At 57.9% G+C, this 20,882-nt stretch carries 15 protein-coding genes and 1 pseudogene; 7 read left to right on the forward strand and 9 right to left on the reverse strand.

All coding sequences use genetic code 11. The features are described from left to right. Positions 1-78 precede the first annotated feature (78 nt). Positions 79-2,112: pseudogene (locus OKC42_RS18580) on the reverse strand (TrlF family AAA-like ATPase); the annotation flags it as partial. A gap of 636 nt (positions 2,113-2,748) precedes the next feature. Here OKC42_RS18580 and OKC42_RS18585 point away from each other — a divergent pair. The 5 genes from OKC42_RS18585 (at position 2,749) to fdhD (ending at position 9,459) form a co-directional block, all read left to right on the forward strand. Beyond that, the gene (locus tag OKC42_RS18585; RefSeq protein WP_005333302.1) at positions 2,749-3,348 is read left to right on the forward strand and encodes a 4Fe-4S dicluster domain-containing protein; all 600 of its coding nucleotides are present in this window, start codon (positions 2,749-2,751) and stop codon (positions 3,346-3,348) included. Between the two features lie 46 nt (positions 3,349-3,394). Next, positions 3,395-5,539 carry a formate dehydrogenase subunit alpha gene (gene fdhF, locus OKC42_RS18590; protein WP_081376060.1) on the forward strand — a complete coding sequence of 715 codons (2,145 nt, stop codon included), beginning with the start codon at positions 3,395-3,397 and terminating at the stop codon, positions 5,537-5,539. A 94-nt stretch (positions 5,540-5,633) separates the two neighbouring features. Then, positions 5,634-6,032: a hypothetical protein gene (locus OKC42_RS18595; RefSeq protein ID WP_333563377.1), complete on the forward strand. Its 399-nt coding sequence runs from the start codon at positions 5,634-5,636 to the stop codon at positions 6,030-6,032. A gap of 416 nt (positions 6,033-6,448) precedes the next feature. Beyond that, on the forward strand, positions 6,449-8,581 hold the full coding sequence (locus OKC42_RS18600; protein WP_270820565.1) for a sigma 54-interacting transcriptional regulator: 2,133 nt from the start codon (positions 6,449-6,451) through the stop codon (positions 8,579-8,581). After that, a complete protein-coding gene (fdhD, locus tag OKC42_RS18605) occupies positions 8,578-9,459 on the forward strand; it encodes a formate dehydrogenase accessory sulfurtransferase FdhD (protein ID WP_270820566.1) in 882 nt (293 codons plus the stop codon). The genes OKC42_RS18600 and fdhD overlap by 4 nt, the downstream gene beginning before the upstream one ends. Positions 9,460-9,566: 107 nt before the next feature. Here fdhD and asd read toward each other — a convergent pair whose 3' ends face one another. From asd to OKC42_RS18625, 4 genes are all read right to left on the reverse strand, one after another. Next, positions 9,567-10,679 carry an aspartate-semialdehyde dehydrogenase gene (asd, locus tag OKC42_RS18610; protein WP_005345266.1) on the reverse strand — a complete coding sequence of 371 codons (1,113 nt, stop codon included), beginning with the start codon at positions 10,677-10,679 and terminating at the stop codon, positions 9,567-9,569. 361 nt (positions 10,680-11,040) lie between these two features. Then, positions 11,041-12,336 (reverse strand): D-amino acid dehydrogenase, encoded by a 1,296-nt coding sequence (locus OKC42_RS18615; protein WP_270820608.1) that lies wholly within the window; start codon positions 12,334-12,336, stop codon positions 11,041-11,043. Positions 12,337-12,530: 194 nt separating this feature from the next. Beyond that, a complete protein-coding gene (locus OKC42_RS18620; RefSeq protein WP_270820567.1) occupies positions 12,531-14,051 on the reverse strand; it encodes a cryptochrome/photolyase family protein in 1,521 nt (506 codons plus the stop codon). Further along, the gene (locus tag OKC42_RS18625; RefSeq protein ID WP_123172992.1) at positions 14,051-14,215 is read right to left on the reverse strand and encodes a DUF2256 domain-containing protein; all 165 of its coding nucleotides are present in this window, start codon (positions 14,213-14,215) and stop codon (positions 14,051-14,053) included. The genes OKC42_RS18620 and OKC42_RS18625 overlap by 1 nt, the downstream gene beginning before the upstream one ends. Positions 14,216-14,675: 460 nt before the next feature. Here OKC42_RS18625 and OKC42_RS18630 point away from each other — a divergent pair, with 460 nt between their 5' ends. Beyond that, on the forward strand, positions 14,676-16,061 hold the full coding sequence (locus tag OKC42_RS18630) for a tryptophanase (RefSeq protein ID WP_270820568.1): 1,386 nt from the start codon (positions 14,676-14,678) through the stop codon (positions 16,059-16,061). 132 nt (positions 16,062-16,193) lie between these two features. On the opposite strand, the gene cdd is transcribed toward OKC42_RS18630, so the two are convergent. From cdd to OKC42_RS18645, 3 genes are all read right to left on the reverse strand, one after another. After that, complete coding sequence (gene cdd / locus OKC42_RS18635) at positions 16,194-17,078, reverse strand: cytidine deaminase (protein ID WP_236323335.1); 885 nt, start codon at positions 17,076-17,078, stop codon at positions 16,194-16,196. Between the two features lie 197 nt (positions 17,079-17,275). Beyond that, positions 17,276-17,962 (reverse strand): LrgB family protein, encoded by a 687-nt coding sequence (locus OKC42_RS18640; RefSeq protein ID WP_270820569.1) that lies wholly within the window; start codon positions 17,960-17,962, stop codon positions 17,276-17,278. Beyond that, the gene (locus OKC42_RS18645) at positions 17,959-18,315 is read right to left on the reverse strand and encodes a CidA/LrgA family protein (RefSeq protein WP_005333279.1); all 357 of its coding nucleotides are present in this window, start codon (positions 18,313-18,315) and stop codon (positions 17,959-17,961) included. The genes OKC42_RS18640 and OKC42_RS18645 overlap by 4 nt, the downstream gene beginning before the upstream one ends. 164 nt (positions 18,316-18,479) lie before the next feature. Between OKC42_RS18645 and OKC42_RS18650 the strand changes: the two genes are divergently transcribed. Next, positions 18,480-20,189, forward strand: a complete 1,710-nt coding sequence (locus tag OKC42_RS18650; RefSeq protein ID WP_270820571.1) for a glycoside hydrolase family 36 protein — start codon at positions 18,480-18,482, stop codon at positions 20,187-20,189. Between the two features lie 65 nt (positions 20,190-20,254). Here the strand turns inward: OKC42_RS18650 and OKC42_RS18655 are convergent, their stop codons facing one another. Next, complete coding sequence (locus tag OKC42_RS18655) at positions 20,255-20,755, reverse strand: hypothetical protein (protein ID WP_005360277.1); 501 nt, start codon at positions 20,753-20,755, stop codon at positions 20,255-20,257. Positions 20,756-20,882: the final 127 nt, after the last annotated feature.

Genomic DNA, 20,882 nt, shown 5'->3' on the forward strand with positions numbered 1-20,882 from the left:
AGACCAGCAGATCATTTTGGAGGTATTGGGTGAGCGCTATCGGCAAATTTATTCCTAAATCAGGTGCGGAATGTCGGTTTCAGTATCACCTAAAGGAGTGATTTCAATTTTAATTCCACTTTGTTCTTTTATATTTTCTTTTAAAAATTGTAACCTGTTATAAGTAAGGTTTCCTCTTAATTCTACTATTGAGGCATAAGCAGAGTTCATTTGAAGGTTGAGGTCAGCAATTTTTGACTCAATAACAGTTAATTCATTAATTGACTTAATTAAGGAGCTTTTCGTATCTATTAACTTAGAGTATTCTGCAGGGTTATTCACTCCCTGTGTATTTAATGTTGTCATTAATTCATTGTATTTATTGTAAACATCAATGTGCTTTCGATTAAAACTACTGCCAGCATACCACAGCTTGAATTTTACAAGCTCATTTTCAAGTTCAGAGCCTGCCGACTCAATTGCGGTTTTAAATAATGTAACTTTATCTGAAAGTTGATTCATTTCCTCTATGATTTGAAGTTCTGAATCAGCATGAACATCAAACACATCACTATCAATTTCAGGAGTTTTAGCTGAGGTTAAATAGACATTTAAATCCTTAGCTAACAGCTCAACATCACTTTCTAATTTCGCTACGATAGACCTCTTTGTGCTGAATTGTTGAAACAAACTAAAAATCTCTTTATTTTCAGAGTTCTCTAGAGTTTTTAATTTCTGTTCAACATCAGATAGCTGACCGAGTAAAATATCTTTATTGGATAGTCTAGATTTCAACTCTCTAATTTGACTGCTTAATGTAAGAAAGTGTGAGCATTTATCCTCCCAATCCATTTTCCATTGCTGACTTTTAACAATAGATGACTCATCCATTAGTTTTAAAAGTGCATTAGGGTTTTTGGCTAAATCAAAAATTTGCTTCTGACTGAATATTTTAATTGGGAACCTAGAGTGTGCTTCACCATTTTCTAAAATCCATGAATCATTATCCTTACGTGAAATTGATACAGAGTTGGTCGACTTATTCCAATTCAGCTTGTATTGGATATTGTCTCTAATATAAATGCAGCTTATTTCAGAGTCATCAAGTAGGACCCCCTCTGATTCTCTAGATGCCGATGTTTTAATAAAGCTTTCAAATGAACGTCTGATTTCATTATCAGGTTTTAATAAAGTAAGATCTTTGCTTCTATCCATTCCTATTCGGATAAATTCAAGAACAGAGGATTTGCCACTTCCTCTGCCACCAATAATTGAATTCAACCATGGATTGAAAGTTATTTCTAAAGGTGATTTTCTGCCAGCATACTTTGTATTTTTTATTGTGATAGAGTGTAGAGTGGTGCTGGAGTATTGATTGGGATTCCCTGATTCTGCATCAGAACGAATTAAAGACGATACTCCATCAACTAAAGCTAATTTTAAACCATCAATAGAAGGGGTAGACATCTTTACCCATGTATAAGCACGATTAATATCATTAGGGTGATGAGAGTCAGAGCCAATTATTGAAGGTAAATCAAGGTCGAGATTATTAAACCGTGACAATCTACTTGGCTCGGTGTCTTTATCTGGATAAATAATTTCAACCGCATTAGATAATTCACATGCTTGTTTGATGGTGTTAGAGGATGTAATCTGGCAAAGGCCTGCTTTCATATCAATGTGTGCAGGAATTGCAACGCCACCCGAACGTACTATTTCTCGTATTATATTCTCTGCACTTTCTTCGGCAACCGCATCACTATCACCTTTTGTCCCTCTGAATTTTGTCGCACCTACGATAGCACTTATATCGGAGCTAGTGAATGTAGGATCAAAAATTCCAATAATATGAATATTTGAATTTGCGGTAATTTCAACCCCTGGGAAAATATATATTGAATGCCCTTCCGATCTTAAAGTTTCTGCGGCATCTTTTAGTTTATCAACCCATTCACCGGTGTTATGATCTGTTACTGCTACACACTCTATATTGTTTGAGATAAAGTCGAGCAACCACTCTCTAGGATTTTTATTATATCTTAAGTCGTGATCCCCCTTCCCATAATCACAAGAAGCCGGTGAGTGGGTATGAAAATCAAATTTCCACCATCTTGCGCCAACGACATTCATTATTGATTCCTTACTGAAAAATTACAGTTCTATATAAATTTTTTCAAAAATCATGTGGCATAAACGGAGCTGGTTGCCAAGTGGCACATATTAACCGGAGGGATAGAAAACAGAAGGGGCAGGGGCCTAAAACCGGCTCTGGCTCAATAAATTAGTCAATAAGTGGCTCATTTCTGTTCTGTTTAACTTGATGATTGCCTTCCAGCTAGATAGAAAAATCAAACAACTTGGCCGCCGCTCCAAGCCGTTTTTGCGTGCTGCACAGTCCATTTTGGATCCTTGGTATGGTTTTTCTCCCCGGATGTCGTTCCTCCACTTGTCCGGTTTGGGGCGGCCGATCCTGGTTGCAAACTCCTTCGAATGGTTCCGTCACACGACTGGGGCAGGGGTTGGTCAGCCGGTGTCGAGCTCGTCACTTTTGTCGTGTCGATCACACTTCCCACCCCGTCGTCACCCTCGTCAGTTGTGGCATGCAGCACGTTTCTCTTTCTAATTAACCCTTTATTTTCAGTTACTTGTGAATTTTTATCGCACCCTTGGCCCATTTTGGTCTGATAAATGCTTTGTGGGGGGCTGGCCGCCTCTTTGCCTGTCGGCGGGCGGCCCGGTGTAACGAACCATTTAGGATCCCTCTCTATGAACAGCTTCGTGATTGCAGATCCCAGTCTCTGTATTGGGTGTCGTACCTGTGAGGTGGCCTGCGCCGTTTCACACCAGTCAGGGTCTTGCAGCGGGACCCTTGAGCGGGAGGGCGGCCTGCATCTTGCCATCGAGGATGGACATCTGGTCTCCAGGGACAGCTACTTTCAGCCGCGTCTGAAGGTGATCGTGGGCAGCAAGGTGACCACGCCGGTGCTCTGCCGCCAGTGTGAAGACAAGCCGTGCGCCATGGCCTGCCCGAACAATGCCATCGTCAGCGAGGATGGTTGCGTCAAGGTGTTGCAGGAGCGCTGCATCGGCTGCAAGTCCTGCGTGGTGGCCTGTCCTTACGGCGCCATGGCGGTGGTGCTCAAAGAGGTGGCACCCGCTGCCGATTCGCTCTTCAAGCGTCCGCAGACCAAGGCGCAGGCGCTCAAGTGCGATCTCTGCCGTCACCGCGAGGCGGGCCCGGCCTGTGTCGAGGTGTGTCCGACCCAGGCGCTGCGGCTGGTCACGCCGGAGCATCTTGAAACCCTGAACCGGCAGAAGCAGCTGGCCAGTGCCGAGGCACTGCTGGCGATGCCGGCGCGGGTGTGAGCGGGCTTGCCGAGCCGTTTTTCGTTAACAAACAAGAGTGTGAGTCATGAAAAAAGTCATTACCGTGTGCCCCTATTGCGGCACCGGTTGCAAAATCAACCTGCTGGTTGAAAACGACAAGGTGGTGGGGGCCGAAGGCGCCAACGGCCGGACCAACGAGGGGCAGCTCTGCCTCAAGGGCTATTACGGTTGGGATTTTTTGAACGACACCAACCTGCTGACGCCCCGTCTCAAGAGCCCGATGATCCGCCGCGAGCGCGGTGGCAAGTTCGAGGCGGTCTCCTGGGATGAAGCGATCGAGTTCGCCAGCAGCCGTCTCTCCGCCATCAAGGCGAAATATGGCCCGGACGCCATCATGACCACCGGCTCTGCCCGTGGCCCCGGCAATGAAGCCAACTATGTGATGCAGAAATTTGCCCGTGCGGTGATTGGGACGAACAACGTCGACCACTGCGCGAGGGTGTGACACGCACCCTCAGTCTCCGGTCTGGAGACAACTGTAGGCAACGGCGCCATGAGCAACGCCATTCCCGAAATTCAAGAGACCAAGTGCCTGCTGGTGTTTGGTTACAACGCTGCTGACTCTCACCCCATCGTCGCCCGCCATATCCTCAAGGCGAAGGCAAACGGGGCCAAGGTGATTGTGTGTGATCCCCGTATGGTGGAGACCGCCCGCATCGCCGATCAGTGGCTGCCGCTCAAAAACGGTTCCAATATGGCGCTGGTTAACGCCTTCGCCAACGTGTTGATCAATGAAGGGCTCTATAACAAAGCCTTTGTCGCCAACTACACCGAAGGGTTCGAGACCTTCAAGGCGACGGTGGCCAAGTACACCCCGGAATATGTGGAGGGGATCACTGGCCTCAAAGCCGCCGATATCCGCGCCGCCATTCGCACCTATGCCGAGTCGCCTGCGTCCATGATCCTGTGGGGCATGGGGGTGACCCAGTACGGTCAGGCGGTGGATGTGGTCAAGGGGCTGGCGGGTCTGGCGTTGCTGACCGGCAACTTCGGTCGTCGCGGCACCGGTTGCGGGCCGGTGCGCGGTCAGAACAACGTGCAGGGCACCTGTGACATGGGGATGCTGCCGCACCAGTTCCCGGGTTATCAGTCGGTGGCCGATCCTGCCATCAGCGCCAAGTTCGCCAAGGCGTGGGGCGTGGAGTCGCTCTCCCAAAAGCCCGGCTATCGCCTGACCGAGCTTGGCCACAAGGTGGAGGAGGGCAAGTGCAAGGCCTTCTACATCTTCGGTGAAGATCCGGCCCAGACCGAGGCAGATCTGGGTCAGTTCCGCCGCACTCTGGCGGGGATGGAGCTGGTGATCGTGCAGGATATCTTCATGACCCAGACCGCCGAGATGGCCGACGTCATTCTGCCCGCCACCAGCTGGGGCGAGCACGAAGGGGTCTACAGCTCGGCGGATCGCGGCTTCCAGCGCTTCTACAAGGCGGTGACGCCCCCTGAGAACGTGAAGCCGGACTGGGCGATCTTCTCGCTGATGGCGACCGCCATGGGTTATCCCATGGAGTACCACAACACCGAAGAGATCTGGGATGAGATGCGTGCGCTCTGCCCGCTCTACGCCGGGGTCAGCTACGACAAGATGGCCGATCTCAAGAGCGTGCAGTGGCCCTGTCCGACCGAGGATCACCCGGGCACCAGTACATTGTTCGAGGGGAATGTGTTCACTACCCCGAGCGGCAAGGGTCAGCTGATTGCCTCCGAGTGGCGGCCGCCGCTGGAGCAGCCCTGTGCGGAGTACCCGCTGGTGCTCTCCACCGTGCGCGAGGTGGGTCACTACTCCTGCCGCTCCATGACCGGCAACTGCTCGGCGCTGCAGACCCTGGCCGATGAGCCGGGCTATGTGCAGATCCACCCGAGCGATGCCAAAAAGCTCGGGGTGAAGGATCAGGCGCTGGTCTGGATCTCGTCGCGCCGTGGCAAGGTGATCACCCGGGCCAACTACAACGACCGGGTCAACGCCGGGGTGGTCTACATGACCTACCAGTGGTGGATCGGGGCCTGCAACGAGCTCACCATCGAGCACGTCGATCCCGTCTCCCACACGCCGGAGTACAAGTACTGCGCGGTGAAGATAGAGCGCATCGACAATCAGCCTGAGGCGGAAGTGTACGTCCAGACTGAATACAGCGCGCTCAAGGCGAAATTGCGCAGCGCAGCCAAAGGCTGATCGCCCTAAAAAAGAGGTTCTGCACAAATAAGGGAACCCGACTCGGATTTATCGAGTCGGGCACCCTTTTATTACCCAAAAAAGGGGATAAATGATGCAACATGAAATTGGTCGCTTATTCGGAATTTTCTATATTGGCACCTATCTGGCGGCGATATTGCTGGGAATAGGTTGCTATATTTGGCGCGACGAGATGATATATCTGCTCGGCTTCGGTTTTTTCGGCTGTTTTATGGCAGCACGGCTCGCCATGGGCAGCGTATTTTCCGCCTTGAGTATTTCCAGTGCCTGGCTGATCGGGTTTATCTCCACCACCTTGATCAACTGCCTGCTGCTGGGGGGGATCACCCTGCTGGTCTACCTCACTCACCAGTGCGTCTCGGTTGAGCTTGCCGACAACGCCAGCTGGCTGCTGATGGCCTTCCAGAGCCTGTCAGCCATCTTTATCTTCGGTGGCCTGAAGTGCTGCCACAGCCGGATCATCACCTCATAAACTGCCGATGGATGGGTTGCAAACGCCATCTCGAATCCCGCAGTCAGCGAAGAGGAGAGGCAGATCTGACAGTTGACGGCGGCCCACTTTTCGGGCGCCTTAATTGAGATCAAGAACTGATGAAATAACCGGTTAAATATGGCCATCAGATATATTAAATCGGATTGTAATGAAATTTGAGCTCATCTATGATGAGTCGCCATTCCAATATATCCCCCGATAACGATGTTACTTTTTGTTGTCGTTCGTTAATAACAACTCTGGAATTGCAACATGCGACAATTTTCGTCACCGCTTTTCTTATTGGCAGCCGCTTTTACGGGCTGCGGCTATTTATTTTGGTGACGGGTACTTGTCGTGATGTGATGGCATGGACAGCCTGACTGGTGACTAAATCGATATAACGTGAGGCCGCAATGCTAAATGTGAGTGCCATCCCCCTGGACGAGATCTCTCCCATCTGGGACGACGGTTTCCTCCTGCTCTCCAAATCCCTCCTGTCGGCCGTGACGCTCGATGATTTTATCCACAAACTCAACAAGATAGATGCCAGCTTCGGCGGCGTGACCCGGGTCAACCTGATCCTCAACATGGGTGCGGACGAGGAGGCCATCTTCTACTTCATGGGACAGTCCGGCCCAAAGCATCTGGTCTGCCCCAAGGCAGAGCTGCACCTCTCCCCCCGACCTACCAAAGAGACCCCGGAACAGGCCATCATTCTCGCTGCCGCCCGCTTTGAGAATCGCTGCCCGGCACTGGATCGCGAAGGGGTCTACGGGGGGCTGCGCTCCTACTGCCAGCTCCCCATCACCACCGCCCGCAGCCATCTGGGTGGGGTCGAGTTTATCAACACCCAGCTCGACAGTTTCACCATGGAGACGCTCGCCAAGCTGACCCAGCTGGCGGCCATTATCGCCATTGCGCTGGAGAACGTGCTCGACAAGGAGCGCACCCTGGAGCAGGCCAACTCCCTGCGTCTTGAGCGCGACAGCTGCAAAATTCTGGTGGATGTGACCAACGCGGTAATCAAACTGGTGCGCATCGCCGAGCTGCCCAAGAGCCTGTTTGCCATCCTGCACCACCACTTTGGCATCAGCAGCTTGTGTCTGGCGGAGTACAACGCCACCTCCGACAGCTTCAAGAGCTATCTGGTCAATCAGCACCAGAGCGATCAGCCGGGCATCATCGATCACTCCTGTTTCGAAAAGAAGTGCCTGCAGGGGGCCCTTGGCCACAGCGAGCCGTTTTTTGTCTATCGCGAACACGGCCACGGCTGCGGCAATCGCTGCCGCTTTACCTCCCAGATCCTGCCGCCCGAGGCCGACAGCTCCTGCATTTTGCCGCTGCGCTATCGGGGCAACCTGCTGGGGGTGTTGATCCTCTCGCACCCCAACGCCGACTTCTTTGCCGATATCGATATCTCTCTGCTGGAGCAGGTGGCGGCGCGCACCGCCATTGCCATGAACAACGTGCAGGCGCAGCAGGAGATCTCCAACACCAACGGTGCCAAAGAGAAGACCATTCGCATCAACGAGCCGCAGATGCAGGGGGACTTCCCCCACATCATCTACCAGAGCGCGGTGATGGAGAGTGTGCTGGAGAAGGTGCGGCTGGTGGCCGAGAGCGACAGTACCGTGCTGATCCTCGGCGAGACCGGCACCGGCAAGGAGCTGATCGCCCAGGCCATTCACGCCCTGAGTGCCCGCCACGACCACGAGATGGTGAAGGTGAACTGCGCCGCCATTCCCACCGGCCTTATCGAGAGCGATCTCTTTGGCCACGAGAAGGGGGCCTTTACCGGTGCCCTGACCCAGCGCATCGGCCGTTTCGAGCGGGCCCACAAGGGCACCCTGTTCCTCGACGAAGTGGGGGATATGCCGCTGGACTTGCAGCCCAAACTCTTGCGGGTATTGCAGGAGCACGAGTTGGAGCGGGTGGGTAACAGCAACCCCATAGCAGTGGATGTGCGGTTGGTGGCCGCCACCAACTGCGATCTGCTCTCCATGGTCAAGAACAAGCGTTTCAGAAGCGATCTCTACTATCGCCTCAATGTCTTTCCCATCGAGCTGCCGCCGCTGCGGGAGCGGCGCGAGGATATTCCGCTCTTGGTCAATTTCTTTATCAAGAAGATCGCCAAGCGGATGCGCCGCACCATCACCTCGATCCCCGCCGATGCCATGAAAATGCTGGTGTCGCTGCCCTGGTACGGCAATATCCGCGAGCTGGAGAACGTCATCGAGCGCGCTGTGGTGATGACCCGCGGCCATGTGCTCAACCTCTCGCCCGATGAGCTGATGCCCCTCAAGGGTTACCACAAGATCGAGACTCTGGTTTATGACGAGCCCGCCACGCCGCTCTTTGCCGAGGAGGGGCCGATTGATGAGCGCGAGGCGATCATCGCTGCCCTGCGTGACTGCAACGGCATCGTCGCTGGCGAGCGAGGAGCGGCCAACCGCCTTGGCATGAAGCGCACCACCTTGCTCTCGAAAATGAAGCGGCTCGGCATTTCGGCCAGAGATCCCGAGATCATTGATGGGGTCGCACCATGAGAGAGGTAATTGAGCTTGAGGCGCGGAGTGAGCGGAGCGAGCAAAAACAGAACGAACAGTGCGAGCAGAGAGAACAGAACGAGCTGGCCCGCTGCGCTATCCACCGCGAGGTGGTGCACTACCGCGCCGATGCGCTGACCTGCGACAGCGAAATGGCGCTCCCCTCCGAGACGCCGGTGGCGCTGGTCTACAACGGCATCGCCCACAGCGTGATGATGTGCTCGGCCTCCGATCTGGAGGATTTTGCCATCGGATTTTCGCTATCCGAGGGGATCATCGACAGCCTGCTCGATATCCACGACATCGAGCAGATTGAGGGCTGTCAGGGGATTGAGCTGCATATCACCCTGGCCAATCGCTGCGTTCACCGCCTCAAAGAGAAGCGGCGCACCCTGGCGGGGCGCACCGGTTGCGGCATCTGTGGCAGCGAGAGTCTGGAGCAGGTGATCCGCACCCAGCCAAGCTTGCCCGACAGTCAGCGTCTGGCGGTTGGCCATATCGACAAGGTGCTGAGCGCGCTGCGTCCGCTCCAGCTGCTGGGTCAGCGCACCGGCGCCACCCATGCGGCTGTGCATCTGGATGGGGAAGGCAACATTCTCGCTATTCGCGAGGATGTGGGACGCCATATCGCTCTGGACAAGCTGGTGGGCCATCTGTGCCGCACGGGTCGCCGTGACGGCGCCATTCTGGTGACCAGCCGCGCCAGCTTCGAGATGGTGCAAAAGTGCGCCAGCGCCGGAGTGGAAATATTGCTCGCCATCTCGGCCGCCACCGAGCTTGCGGTCGAGCGGGCCGAGCAGACCGGCCTCACCCTGGTGGGCTTTTGCCGTCCCGGGCGGGCCGAGATCTACAGCGGCTGTCAGCGCATTCTGCTTTAAGTGACTGCAAGAGTGAGAGCCTGCTAAAGGGCTTATAAAAACTGGCAATAAAAAAGGGCGGGGAGTGTGACTCCCCGCCCTTGTTGTATCTGCCTATAGCTTGCGGATTAGCGCGCCAGCAGGATACGCAGCATGCGGCGCAGCGGCTCGGCGGCGCCCCACAGCAGCTGGTCACCCACGGTAAAGGCGGCCAGATACTCAGGGCCCATATTGAGTTTGCGCAGACGACCCACCGGAATGCTGAGGGTGCCGGTAACGGCCGCCGGAGTCAGCTCGCGGGCGGTGATATCGCGATCGTTGGGGATCACTTTCACCCAGTCGTTGTGGGCAGCCAGCAGCGCTTCAATTTCCGCCAGCGGCACATCCTTTTTCAGCTTGATGGTGAACGCTTGGCTGTGGCAGCGCAGGGCGCCGATCCGCACGCACAGACCATCCACCGGAATGACGGCGTTCTCGATACCCAAAATCTTGTTGGTCTCGGCCTGCCCCTTCCACTCTTCACGGCTCTGGCCGTTGTCGAGCTTGGTATCGATCCAGGGGATAAGGCCACCGGCCAGCGGCACGCCGAAGTTGTCCACCGGCAGGGTGCCGGAGCGGGTCTTCTCGGTGATCTTGCGCTCGATATCGAGAATGGCGGAGGCGGGATCCGCCAGCTCAACCGCCACTTCGTCACGCAGCATGCCCATCTGGGTGACCAGCTCGCGCATATGACGGGCACCGCCACCGGAGGCAGCCTGATAGGTAGCTACGCTCACCCACTCCACCAGATCGGCCTTGAACAGGCCGCCGAGGGCCAGCAGCATCAGGCTGACGGTGCAGTTGCCGCCGACGAAGGTCTTGATGCCATCGTTCAGGGCCTGTTCAATCACATCGCCGTTGACCGGATCCAGAATGATGACGGCGTCTTTCTCCATCCGCAGGGAGGAGGCGGCGTCAATCCAGTAGCCCTGCCAGCCAGCGGCTTTCAGACGCGGATAGACATCCTTGGTGTAGTCGCCGCCTTGGGCGGTGATGATGATATCCTGCTTGGCTAACGCCTCGATATCGAAGGCGTCTTGCAGAGTACCGGCATCGACGCCGAAGTTGGGTGCGGCCTCACCGGCCTGGGAGGTGGTGAAGAAGGTGGGTTGAATATGGGCGAAATCCTGCTCTTCCTGCATCCGGCTCATCAGAACCGATCCCACCATGCCACGCCAACCGACCAAACCTACTTTTTTCATATTGTCCTACCCTGGATTGCTGCTAAAGAAACTCGTGGTGACACCCGTAACCCCTTGTCTGGCGACGCCTGTTTACAAGCGGTTTACAGGCCATTTAAAAAATATGCGCTGCGAAAAATGCGTCTATCCACATTACGGATTGTGGCGGCTTGCGCAAGTCGAATTGCGCAATATTCTGTGCCGTTTGCTGCATTAACCGGCAGCCAGACTACCGCTCAGGCAGACGGGGAGGGAGCAGGTCAACATCAGACGAAAAGGCCACCGTTTTTGGCGGTGGCCTGTCAATAAAGCGGTTGAGCACGTCCTCTGCTGTTGTCTGGGGTCGCAGTTGGCGTGTGAAACAGCCCGACTGTGTGGGCGTCTAGCCGTAACGGGCCAGAGTAAGCCCCTCATCGCTAATGGCGGGCTCGCTGCCGCTGATAAGATCGCACAACAGCTGACCCGAACCGGCCGCCATGGTCCAGCCCAGGGTGCCGTGGCCGGTATTGAGCCAGAGGCCGGGAATGGGGCTCGGCCCCACCAGCGGGGTGCCATCCGGCGTCATGGGACGCAGCCCGGTCCAGAACTCGGCTTGGCTGATATCGCCCCCTTCGGGGAAGAGATTGCCGACCACCATCGCCAGGGTGTCGTGGCGTCTCGGATTCAAGGCGAGGTTGTAGCCCGACAGCTCCGCCATGCCGCCGACCCGGATCCGCTCGTCAAAGCGGGTGATGGCCACCTTGTAGGTCTCGTCCAGCACGGTGCTGCGCGGCGCGGCCTCGGCGTTGATCATCGGCAGGGTGAGGGAGTAGCCCTTGACCGGATAGACCGGCAGCTCCAGCCCGAGCGGGCGCAGCAGCGGCCGCAAAAAGCCGGTGGCATAGCTGCCGAGCGCACAGACGATGGCATCGGCGCGATAGCGCTGCTCGCCCGCCCGTACTGCCACGGCGCGGCCGCGGGCTTGCTCAATCTCGTCGATGTCGCAGTTGAAGACGAACTTGACCCCGAGCTTCTCGGCTTCAAGGGCAAGGGCCTTGGTGAAGCGGAAGCAGTCGCCGGTCTCGTCGCCGGGCAGATGCAAGCCGCCGACGATTTTGCCGCGCACCCGCACCAGCGCAGGCTCTGCCGCTTCGCAGCCGCTGGCATCCAGCGACTGGTAGGGGACGCCATACTCCTCCAGCACCTCGATATCGCGCTGGCTGGCATCGAGCTGGGACTGGCTGCGAAACAGCTGCAGGGTGCCGAGCTGGCGCCCTTCGTAATCGATGTTCAGCTCGTCACGCAGCAGCTTCATGCAGTCGCGGCTGTATTCGGCCAGACGCACCATGCGCCCCTTGTTGGTGGCATAGGCGGTCGGGGTGCAGTTGGCGAGCATTCTGAGCATCCAGCGTAGCTGGAAGGGATCGGCAGTGGGGCGCACGGTGAAGGGGGCATGCTTTTGCAGCATCCACTTGGCGGCCTTGAGGGGAATGCCGGGGGCCGCCCAAGGGGCCGCATAACCCGGGGATATCTGCCCGGCGTTGGCATGGCTGGTTTCAAGGGCGACGCCCCCTTGTCGCTCCAGCAGGGTCACCTTGTGACCCGCTTTGGCCAGATACCAGGCGCTGGTTACCCCAATTACGCCGCCACCGAGAACCACTATCTCCATATCGTCTTTCCTTAGACTCGTTTTTCTGATGTTTGGTTGATGGAAACCTTGATGTGGCCACCACCATAATCAGCCGCCACAGGATATTCAACCGCTCTACGCAGGATTGGGATCTCCGTCTGCTTGCCTGTTACAAGCTGGTGTTTGGTGCGATGGTGAGCCTGATTGCCAGCGTAAATCGCTGCGTTGTTGTCAGTGTGAATGTGCCAGGTGACATGGCCCGCTTACAACTGCTCCAGCTTGATAAGGTACTGCTCCGCCGTTGCCAGAATGGCCTGCTGTTGTTCTGCGGCTTGGCCATCCCAGTTGGCATAGGGGAGGGCGAGGCGGGGATTGCCGCCCAGTGTGTCCCGATTGCGCCAGAGAAAGTGCCAGTAGAGGCTGTTGAAGGGGCAACTTCCGTCGCCGTGGCGGGCTTTGACCTGATAGTGGCACCCCTTACAGTAGTGGCCCATTCGCTCGAGATAAGCGCCGCTGCTGGCGTAGGGCTTGCTGCCCATCAGGCCGCCATCGGCAAATTGGCTCATGCCGCGGGTGTTGGGCAGCTCCACCCACTCGATGGCATCCACATAGATACCGAGATACCAGGCATCCACCTCGTCAGGATGGATCCCCGTCAGCAGGGCAAAGTTGCCTGTCACCATCAGCCGCTGGATATGGTGGGCGTAACCGTGCTCAAGGGATTGGTTGATGGCGTGGCGCACGCAGGCCATCCAGGTTTCTCCATTCCAGAAGAAACCGGGCAGCGGCCGGTTGGCCACGAGAAAATTGGTCTGCTTGTAGTCCGGCATCTTCTCCCAATAGAGGGCGCGCACAAACTCGCGCCAGCCGAGGATCTGGCGGATAAACCCCTCCACCTGCGCCAACGTGATGGTTGCCTGATTGGCTTGCCAGTGGGTCTCGGCGGCCCGAATCACCTCAAGCGGATGAAGCATCTTGCTATTGAGGGAAAACGACAGTCGGCTGTGAAACAGGCTCCAGCCCCGCTCGCTCAGGGCATCCTGATAGCGGCCAAAGTGGGGCAGGCAGTGGGCGAGAAAATGGGCCAGCAGCTCGCGACTCTGGCGCCGGGTGATGGGCCACGGCAGTTGGCTGGCATCCGCTTCGCCGATGGTGCTGACCCCGTGGCGGGTCAGCATGGCGTCAATCTCGCTCACCTCATTGGCAAAGGTGAGGGGCGTCGGGATTGGCTGGCTAGCCTGCAGTTTGGCGCGGTTCTCGTCATCAAAATTCCAGCGCCCGCCAAGAGGTTGGCCGCGCTCATCGAGCAGCACTTGATATTGCTTTCGCAGGGCGCGGTAGAAGAACTCCATCCGGCTGTGGGGGTAGCGCTGCCAGCCATCGCGGGGAGTGAGAAAATGTTCGCTCTCCACTTCAGTGGCAGGGATGGCCAGGCCCGCCGCCCAGCTTTTCAACTGGTTGGCGAGGCGCCACTCGTCCGGGCTCTGCCAGGCAAAGCTGTCGGCCTGGTGTGCTTCGAGTTGAGCCTCCAGCAAGCTGGGCAAGTCGGGCCAGCGGGCGCTCTCATCCAGGGTCAGGTAACAGACGCGGTGGCCCGCTTGGGTGAGTGCTGCTGCGAAGGCGCGCATGGCGGCAAAGAAGGCCAGCACCTTCTGGCGATGGTGGCGGCAGTAGTCGGTCTCCTGGCGCAGCTCTGCCATCAGATAGCAGATTGCCGGATCCGGGGTGCGAAACCAGCTGTGACCGGCGTTCAGCTGATCGCCGAGAATCAGGCGCAGCTCCATCAGACTCGCTCCCCCTCAGGTTGCTGGCTGCTGTGACGAGCGTGGCGACAGCGCTCGCTGCAGTAGCGAACCGCCTCCCAGCTGCGCGCCCACTTGCGCCGCCAGCTGAAGGGGCGCTGGCAGACGGGGCAGATCTTCTCGGGCAGATGGGGTTTGCGATGCATGATGGCTTCCGGCCTTGGCTGATGGGGGATGTGACGTGTGGGTAGGGAGAATAACGAAGCGGGGGCGTGGACGGATCAACCTCGCTGCCGGTTTGCCGCGCAGATGCCCACTTTGTGAGCTGGCGCACAGCCCGTCGGTGCGCCCCTTGTTTGCCAATTAACCAGCCGTTAACGTGGCGAGGCTGCCCGCTGGCAGCACCCATCAATGGATCTTGTTGGCCACCGACTGTCTACAACCGATATGGAGGGGAGTGATGCCAATCATGACAGCTACGCCCCGGGCAGCTTGCCTGCTCGCCCACTGGTATACCCGGGATCCCATTCTCACCTTCGACTTTCCTCACCGCTGATTGGCGGCACCCGCCGTTTGAATTTGTCAGCCGGACGACCCTGATCGCCCCGGCCTCTTTGCCAATCCCGATTTCAAACACACTGGCCCCGCGCCGGTGAGGAGTCTTTTATGCGTCGTATACCCGAGCCGTTTCGTATCAAGATGGTCGAGCCCATCAAACAGACCACTGGCGCCGAGCGCCGTGCCGCCCTCGAGGCCGCTGGCTGGAACCCCTTCCTGCTGCTGGCTGAAGATGTCTACATCGATCTGCTGACCGACAGTGGCACCGGTGCCATGTCCGATCGCCAGTGGGCCGGCATCATGATGGGGGATGAGGCCTATGCGGGCAGCCGCAACTTCGTCGAGCTGGAGCGCGCGGTGCGCGACATTTTTGGTTACCAGCATGTGATGCCCACCCACCAAGGGCGCGGGGCCGAGCAGATCCTCTTCCCCGAGCTGGTCAAGCGCTGCAAGGGCAAGGCGCCGGTGTTTATCTCCAACTATCACTTCGATACCACCAAGGCCCACGTGGAGTTGGCTGGCGCGCGGGCCATCAACCTGCTCACCCCGAAAGCGCTCGACACCACCGCCCCCTATGCCTGGAAGGGGGATTTTGATCTCCCTCGCCTGAGCGACACCATCGAGACCCTGGGGGCCGCCAATGTAGCCGGCATCATCATCACGGTGACCTGCAACAGCGCCGGCGGCCAGCCGGTCTCCATGGCCAATATGGAGGCGGTCTCCGAGTTGGCCCATCGTCACCAGATTCCGGTGGTGATCGACGCCGCCCGCTTCGCCGAGAACGCCTGGTTTATCAAGGAGCGGGACCCGGCCTATGCCAAGTGCAGCATCAAGGAGATAGTGCGCCAGATGTTCGCGCTGGGGGACATCTTCACCATGTCGGCCAAGAAGGATGGGTTGGTCAATATCGGCGGGTTGTGTTGCTTTAAAGAGGATCTCGACCTGTTTCGCGCGGTGCAGGTGCGCTGCGTGGCAATGGAGGGGTTTGTCACCTATGGCGGCCTTGCCGGGCGGGACATGGCGGCGCTCGCCATCGGCCTGCGCGAGGGGATGGATGAGGAGTATCTCACCTATCGCATCAGTCAGGTGGCCTATCTCGGTGAGCGGCTGGCCGAGGCTGGCATCCCGATCCAGACCCCCACCGGCGGTCATGCGGTCTTTGTCGATGCCAAAAAGCTGTTGCCCCATATTCCGGCCGAGCAGTTCCCGGCCCATGCGCTCGCCTGCGAGCTCTATCTGGAAGGGGGCGTGCGCGGGGTGGAGATTGGCTCCCTGCTGCTGGGGCGCGATCCCGCCACCGGCAAGCAGGAGGCGGCGGATTTTGAGCTGCTGCGTCTCACCATTCCGCGCCGGGTCTACACCCGGGATCACATGGACTATGTGGCCGACTGCCTGATCGCGGTGAAAGCGCGGGCCAGCGACATTCGCGGGCTCACCTTTGACTACGAGCCGCCGCTGCTGCGCCACTTCACCGCGCGGCTGAAACCGGTCTGATCAGCAACCGGTCAGACTGGGTGATCAACCGCGCCAAACTGTGCAGATCACCGGTCGCTCCCGGTTAAACGGCCCAGTAAAAAAGCCCCCGCACCAAGGTGCGGGGGCTTTCGTTTATCGACGCAAACCGGGTCAGACCGCCTGATACTCCAGCTCGACCGAGCCCAGCGCCTTAAGAGTGGACTGGGTGGAGTCACGCTGGCTGATCTGGCCGTTTTTGTTCTCCAGCAGCACGGCGCGGCGGATGGTGGCGAGATCTTCGCCGTTAAGCACCGCATGGGCGCAGGCCATCTGCATCGGCGGCAGGCTGGGGTTGAAGGCGGCGTTCTCGGCGTAGCGGCCAGAGAAGATGCGGCCATCGGCAAACTGCAGCGCCACCGCGGCATAGCCCTGGCTATAGGGGGCATAGCTTTGACGGGCGGCGGCCAGTGCGGCTTGCCACAGCGGGTCTTCGCTTTGAAGCTCAAGCTCTGCGTGATCCTGCGGGCTCATCAGCGCATCCGTGATGTCGAGATCTGCCGGCCCAAACGAGTGGGGCAGGAAGGATTGCAGGGCGCTCAGGTCATCGGGCAGGGAGACTTTCAGGATCTTGGCGGTGCTCAGCTCGTTCATGAACTGACGGCAGTGGCCGCAGGGGGTGTAGTTGACGGTGATTTCAGAGATCCCGGTCTCGCCACCCAGCCAGGCGTTGGAGATGGCGGACTGCTCGGCGTGAACCGAGTGGAACAACCCTTGCCCCGCGAACTCCATGTTGGCACCGAAGTACCAGGTGCCGCTCAGGCCGCAGGCGATGGCACCGACGTAAAATTTGGAGATGGGGGCCACCGAGCAGGCAGCAGCCAGCGGCAATAGGGCGAGACGCAGGGCGCGATCATCGAGACCTGTGGCGGCTTTCAGGGTGGCGACTTGCTCCGGCGTGAAGCGGGCGTTGAAGTCGGCACTATCCAGCATGGGCTGCACGGCTGCTTTGAGCGGGGCAGAGAGGGTATCGAATGGCTTGGCAAAACGGGGATGCATAGTGTGTCCTCAAAGGCCAATTGGGCGGCCATTGTAGGGAGCAAGCTCGGGTAAATGTGTGAGCAGGCTCACGCCCTGATGGGCAAACGGAGGGGGATGGTAATGGAAACGTTTGTCTTGTGCAAATTGTGCGGCAGGTCGCACCCCGAGAGGCCAGCAGGCCCCCCGGAATGGTCAACTGGTGGTCAATGGGGTGATCAGATCAGCCAGTGATAGATGGCAAACAGCAGCGGCGCGACGGCAGCGGTGAGGATCCCGCACACCACCATGGCGAGCGATGCAAAGGCCCCCTGGGTGATCCCCTTCTCGGCGGAAGTAGCTGTGCCGATGGCGTGGGCACAGGCCCCCATCGCGAGCCCTTGCGCTTCCGGATCGGTCACTTTGAACAATCTGAGCAGCGGGTAGCCGATCAGGGCGCCGACAATCCCTACCACCACCACCACGGCGGCCGCGATGGCGGGAATGCCGCCGATGGACTGGCTGACGCTCATGGCGAGCGGGGTGGTGATGGATTTGGTGGCCAATGAGGCGAGCAGCGCCGGATCTGTGCCCATAAAATGACCGATCAGCAGGGTTGTGCACACCGAGATCAAGACGGAGGCGAGGGTACAGATTAGGATGGGCTTGAGCTTGGCCTGGATCTGGCGCGCCTGTTGATAGAGCGGCAGCGCCAGCGCCACCACGGCGGGCTCCAGCAGCATGGTAATGGGGCTGCTGCCGCGCTCGTACTGCTCAAGGGGCAGATCGAACCAGAGCAGCAGGCCGATGATCACCGCGGTCGGCACCAGCACAGGGTTGATGATGGGCCAGGGCAGGCGGCGATAGAGGGCGCGGGTGGCGAAATAGAGCGCGAGCGTTAAGGGAATGGCGAGCCAGAAGATCATTTGTTCATCCTCTGGTAGAGCCGACCGACGGTGGCGAGGATCAACACGATCCCGAGCACGATGCAGAGCATGATGACGCCGAAGGATTGGCGCAGGGGCTCAAGCCAGGCCACCAGTCCGACTGCAACCGGCACGAACAGCACGCCCATGTGGCGCAGCAGCAAGCCTGCCCCCAGCTCGACCCAATGCAGCTTGATCAGCTGCAGGGAGAGCAGCACGAAGAGCAGCAGCATGCCGATGATGCTGCCGGGAAAGGCGAACGGCAGGATGGCTGCCACGGATTTGCCTGCCAGCAGGCAGGCGACGATGACCATAAAGTCACGAAAGTACAGCAAGGCGCGTTGCGCGATCACGTGAACCTCATCGACTGGGAAGAAAAATCGCAGTTTACCAGAGAGGCCGGGTCGCGGCATTAAAACAATAACAACTGAAATCAGTTCGTTTGAAGCTGATTTGTATGCAGATTATCTGTTGAACATCGTCTGATAGAACCCTTTTCGAACTACAAGGAGTAGTGATGACATCCCTCTTGTCCCGAGTTCGCCAGCTGGCGAACGATAATGTGTTGCCACCCCACCTGCTGCAAACCCGTCAGTGGGAAGGGCCTCTGTGCCGGGTGCGACTTGACAACACCGGTTCTGATGCTACCCCGGTTGAGCGCTGGGTGCTGTTTGATGGCAAGCTTGGCCTGCCGGTGGAGAGCGCCATCTATGGCGAAGGATTCCAGATGCTGGCCCAGACCATGGGTAGCTGGCTGTCACCGCAACATGTCGGCCGTTGTCCCGATTCCAGCGTCTATCGCATCACCGATGACAACGGCTATCACACCATTCACAACCTGTTGCTGGTGGAGCATAACAAGGGGTGGCTGCTGCTCGCCTTTGCCAGCTGCCACCGTTTTGGCGGGGAGTTTCGCCTCTACCCCGATGGCCGCTTGCAGATCCTGATGAACTGCGAAGGGCGAACACTCGCGGCCGGTGAGCACTGGCAGAGCGAGGCGCTGATCTGCCTCGAAGGGGCGGAGCGCGAGGATCTGCTGGCCGAGCTGGCACGGCTGATCGAGGCCGAACATGGCTCGCTGATCGGCAAGGTAAATGAGCGCCCGAGCGGCTGGTGCTCCTGGTATCACTACTACGCCGAGGTGAGCGCCGCCGACATTCGCGAAAATCTGCAGGTTCGTGCCGAGCGTTTCCCGGCCCTGCGCTATGTGCAGATCGACGACGGCTATCAGGCCAAGATGGGCGACTGGCTCACTCCGTCGGCCAAGTTCGAGCAAGGCGTTGCTTCATTGGCTGCGGAGATCAAACAGGCTGGCTGCGAGCCCGCTCTCTGGGTCGCTCCCTTTATCGCAGAGCCCGGTTCACAGGTGTTTCAGGATCACCCCGATTGGTTTGTGAAGGGGGATGACGGCCTGCCGCTCCCCTCCGAGCGGGTCACCTATGGCGGTTGGCGTTGTACTCCCTGGTATGTGCTGGACGGTACCCACCCCGAGGTGCAAGCGCACCTCGAGCGGGTTTTCCGTACCCTGCGCGAGCAGTGGGGCATCCACTATTTCAAGCTCGATGCCAACTTCTGGGGCGCCATCCACGGTGGTCGTTTCCACGATCCGGCAGCCACTCGGGTTGAGGCCTATCGGCGCGGCATGGCCGCCATCCTGCGTGGTGCAGGTGAAGGGGCCTTCCTGCTCGGTTGCAACGCCCCCATCTGGCCAAGCCTTGGCTTGGTGCACGGCATGCGGGTGAGCGATGACGTGGAGCGCAATGGCCACCGCTATCGCCAGATCGCCCGCGAGGCCTTCTGCCGCGCCTGGCAAAATGACAAGCTCTGGGCCCTCGACCCCGACTGCATTTGCCTGCGTGATCTACCGAGCCAGCAGGCAAGTAAAGCTGAATACAGTTTCCATCTGGCTGCACTGGTGGCGAGCGGTGGCATGATGCTGGCCGGTGATCGACTGCAGGATCTCGATGAGGAGCAAGCGGCGCAACTGCGCAAGCTGCTTGAGCTTTGTGCGTCCCGTGCACCCTCTGCCCGTTTCGAGTCGATGGACTTTGCCTGTGGTGAAGTAAGCCTGCCCGAGGGCGGCACTTTGCTCTGTCTGTTCAACTGGGAGGGGCAACCACAGGAGTTTCTGCTGCCGGAAGGGGGAACCGATTTTTGGCAGGGACAGGCAGTCGGTACGGCTGTGACCCTGCAAGAGGGCGAAGGGCGGGTGATCCGCTACGCCTGATCACAACCTCACCATAAACAATTCAGGCTCCATCACGGAGCCTGAATTGTTTCAATCAGCGGTTATCAGTAACGCCACTCAAAACCGACGGCGTATTTGGCGGAGCCATAGCCCGGGATATCACTGCCGGAGGCGATCGCCTTGAGGGTCAGCAACGGGGTGATGGGCACCCCCAGACCAAAACCGATGGCCAGTTGATCATTGGGGTTCCCCATCAGATCGACCCGCATCACCCGATAGAGGGACATATCCTCGCTCAGGTGCATATAGGCTTGCGAAGCGCGGTTATAGACCTGACCAAACACCTCCAGCTGGAAACCTGACTGGGCGCTGATGGCCAGCGGTACCCCGACAAACTTGTAGAGATGGGAGCCGTTGAAGTAGCTGTTGGTGATCAGGGGAGTGAAATCAGTCTGCTGATAAAGGGTATTGAAGTTCTGTTCTACGATGCGATAGGTCTGCTCGGGCAGGCGAGCAAGATAATCCGGCACATCGAACCGGTATGCGGCGTTGGCTGCCAGCGGCAGCAGGGCCAGTAATCCGAGCAGTGCGTGGTGACGAGGCATCAGCAAATGGCTTCCGTTCGGCCAAAGAGATCTCTTGCTTGGGAGACATCCACTCAGGATGTTGCAAGATATTGGTTTTTGGGGAAATCCCCTTCGTCATTATGACCTGAAGAAGGGGATGGGCGGG

The organism is Aeromonas sp. Y311-2 (assembly GCF_027706025.1).
GTDB lineage: Bacteria > Pseudomonadota > Gammaproteobacteria > Enterobacterales > Aeromonadaceae > Aeromonas > Aeromonas veronii.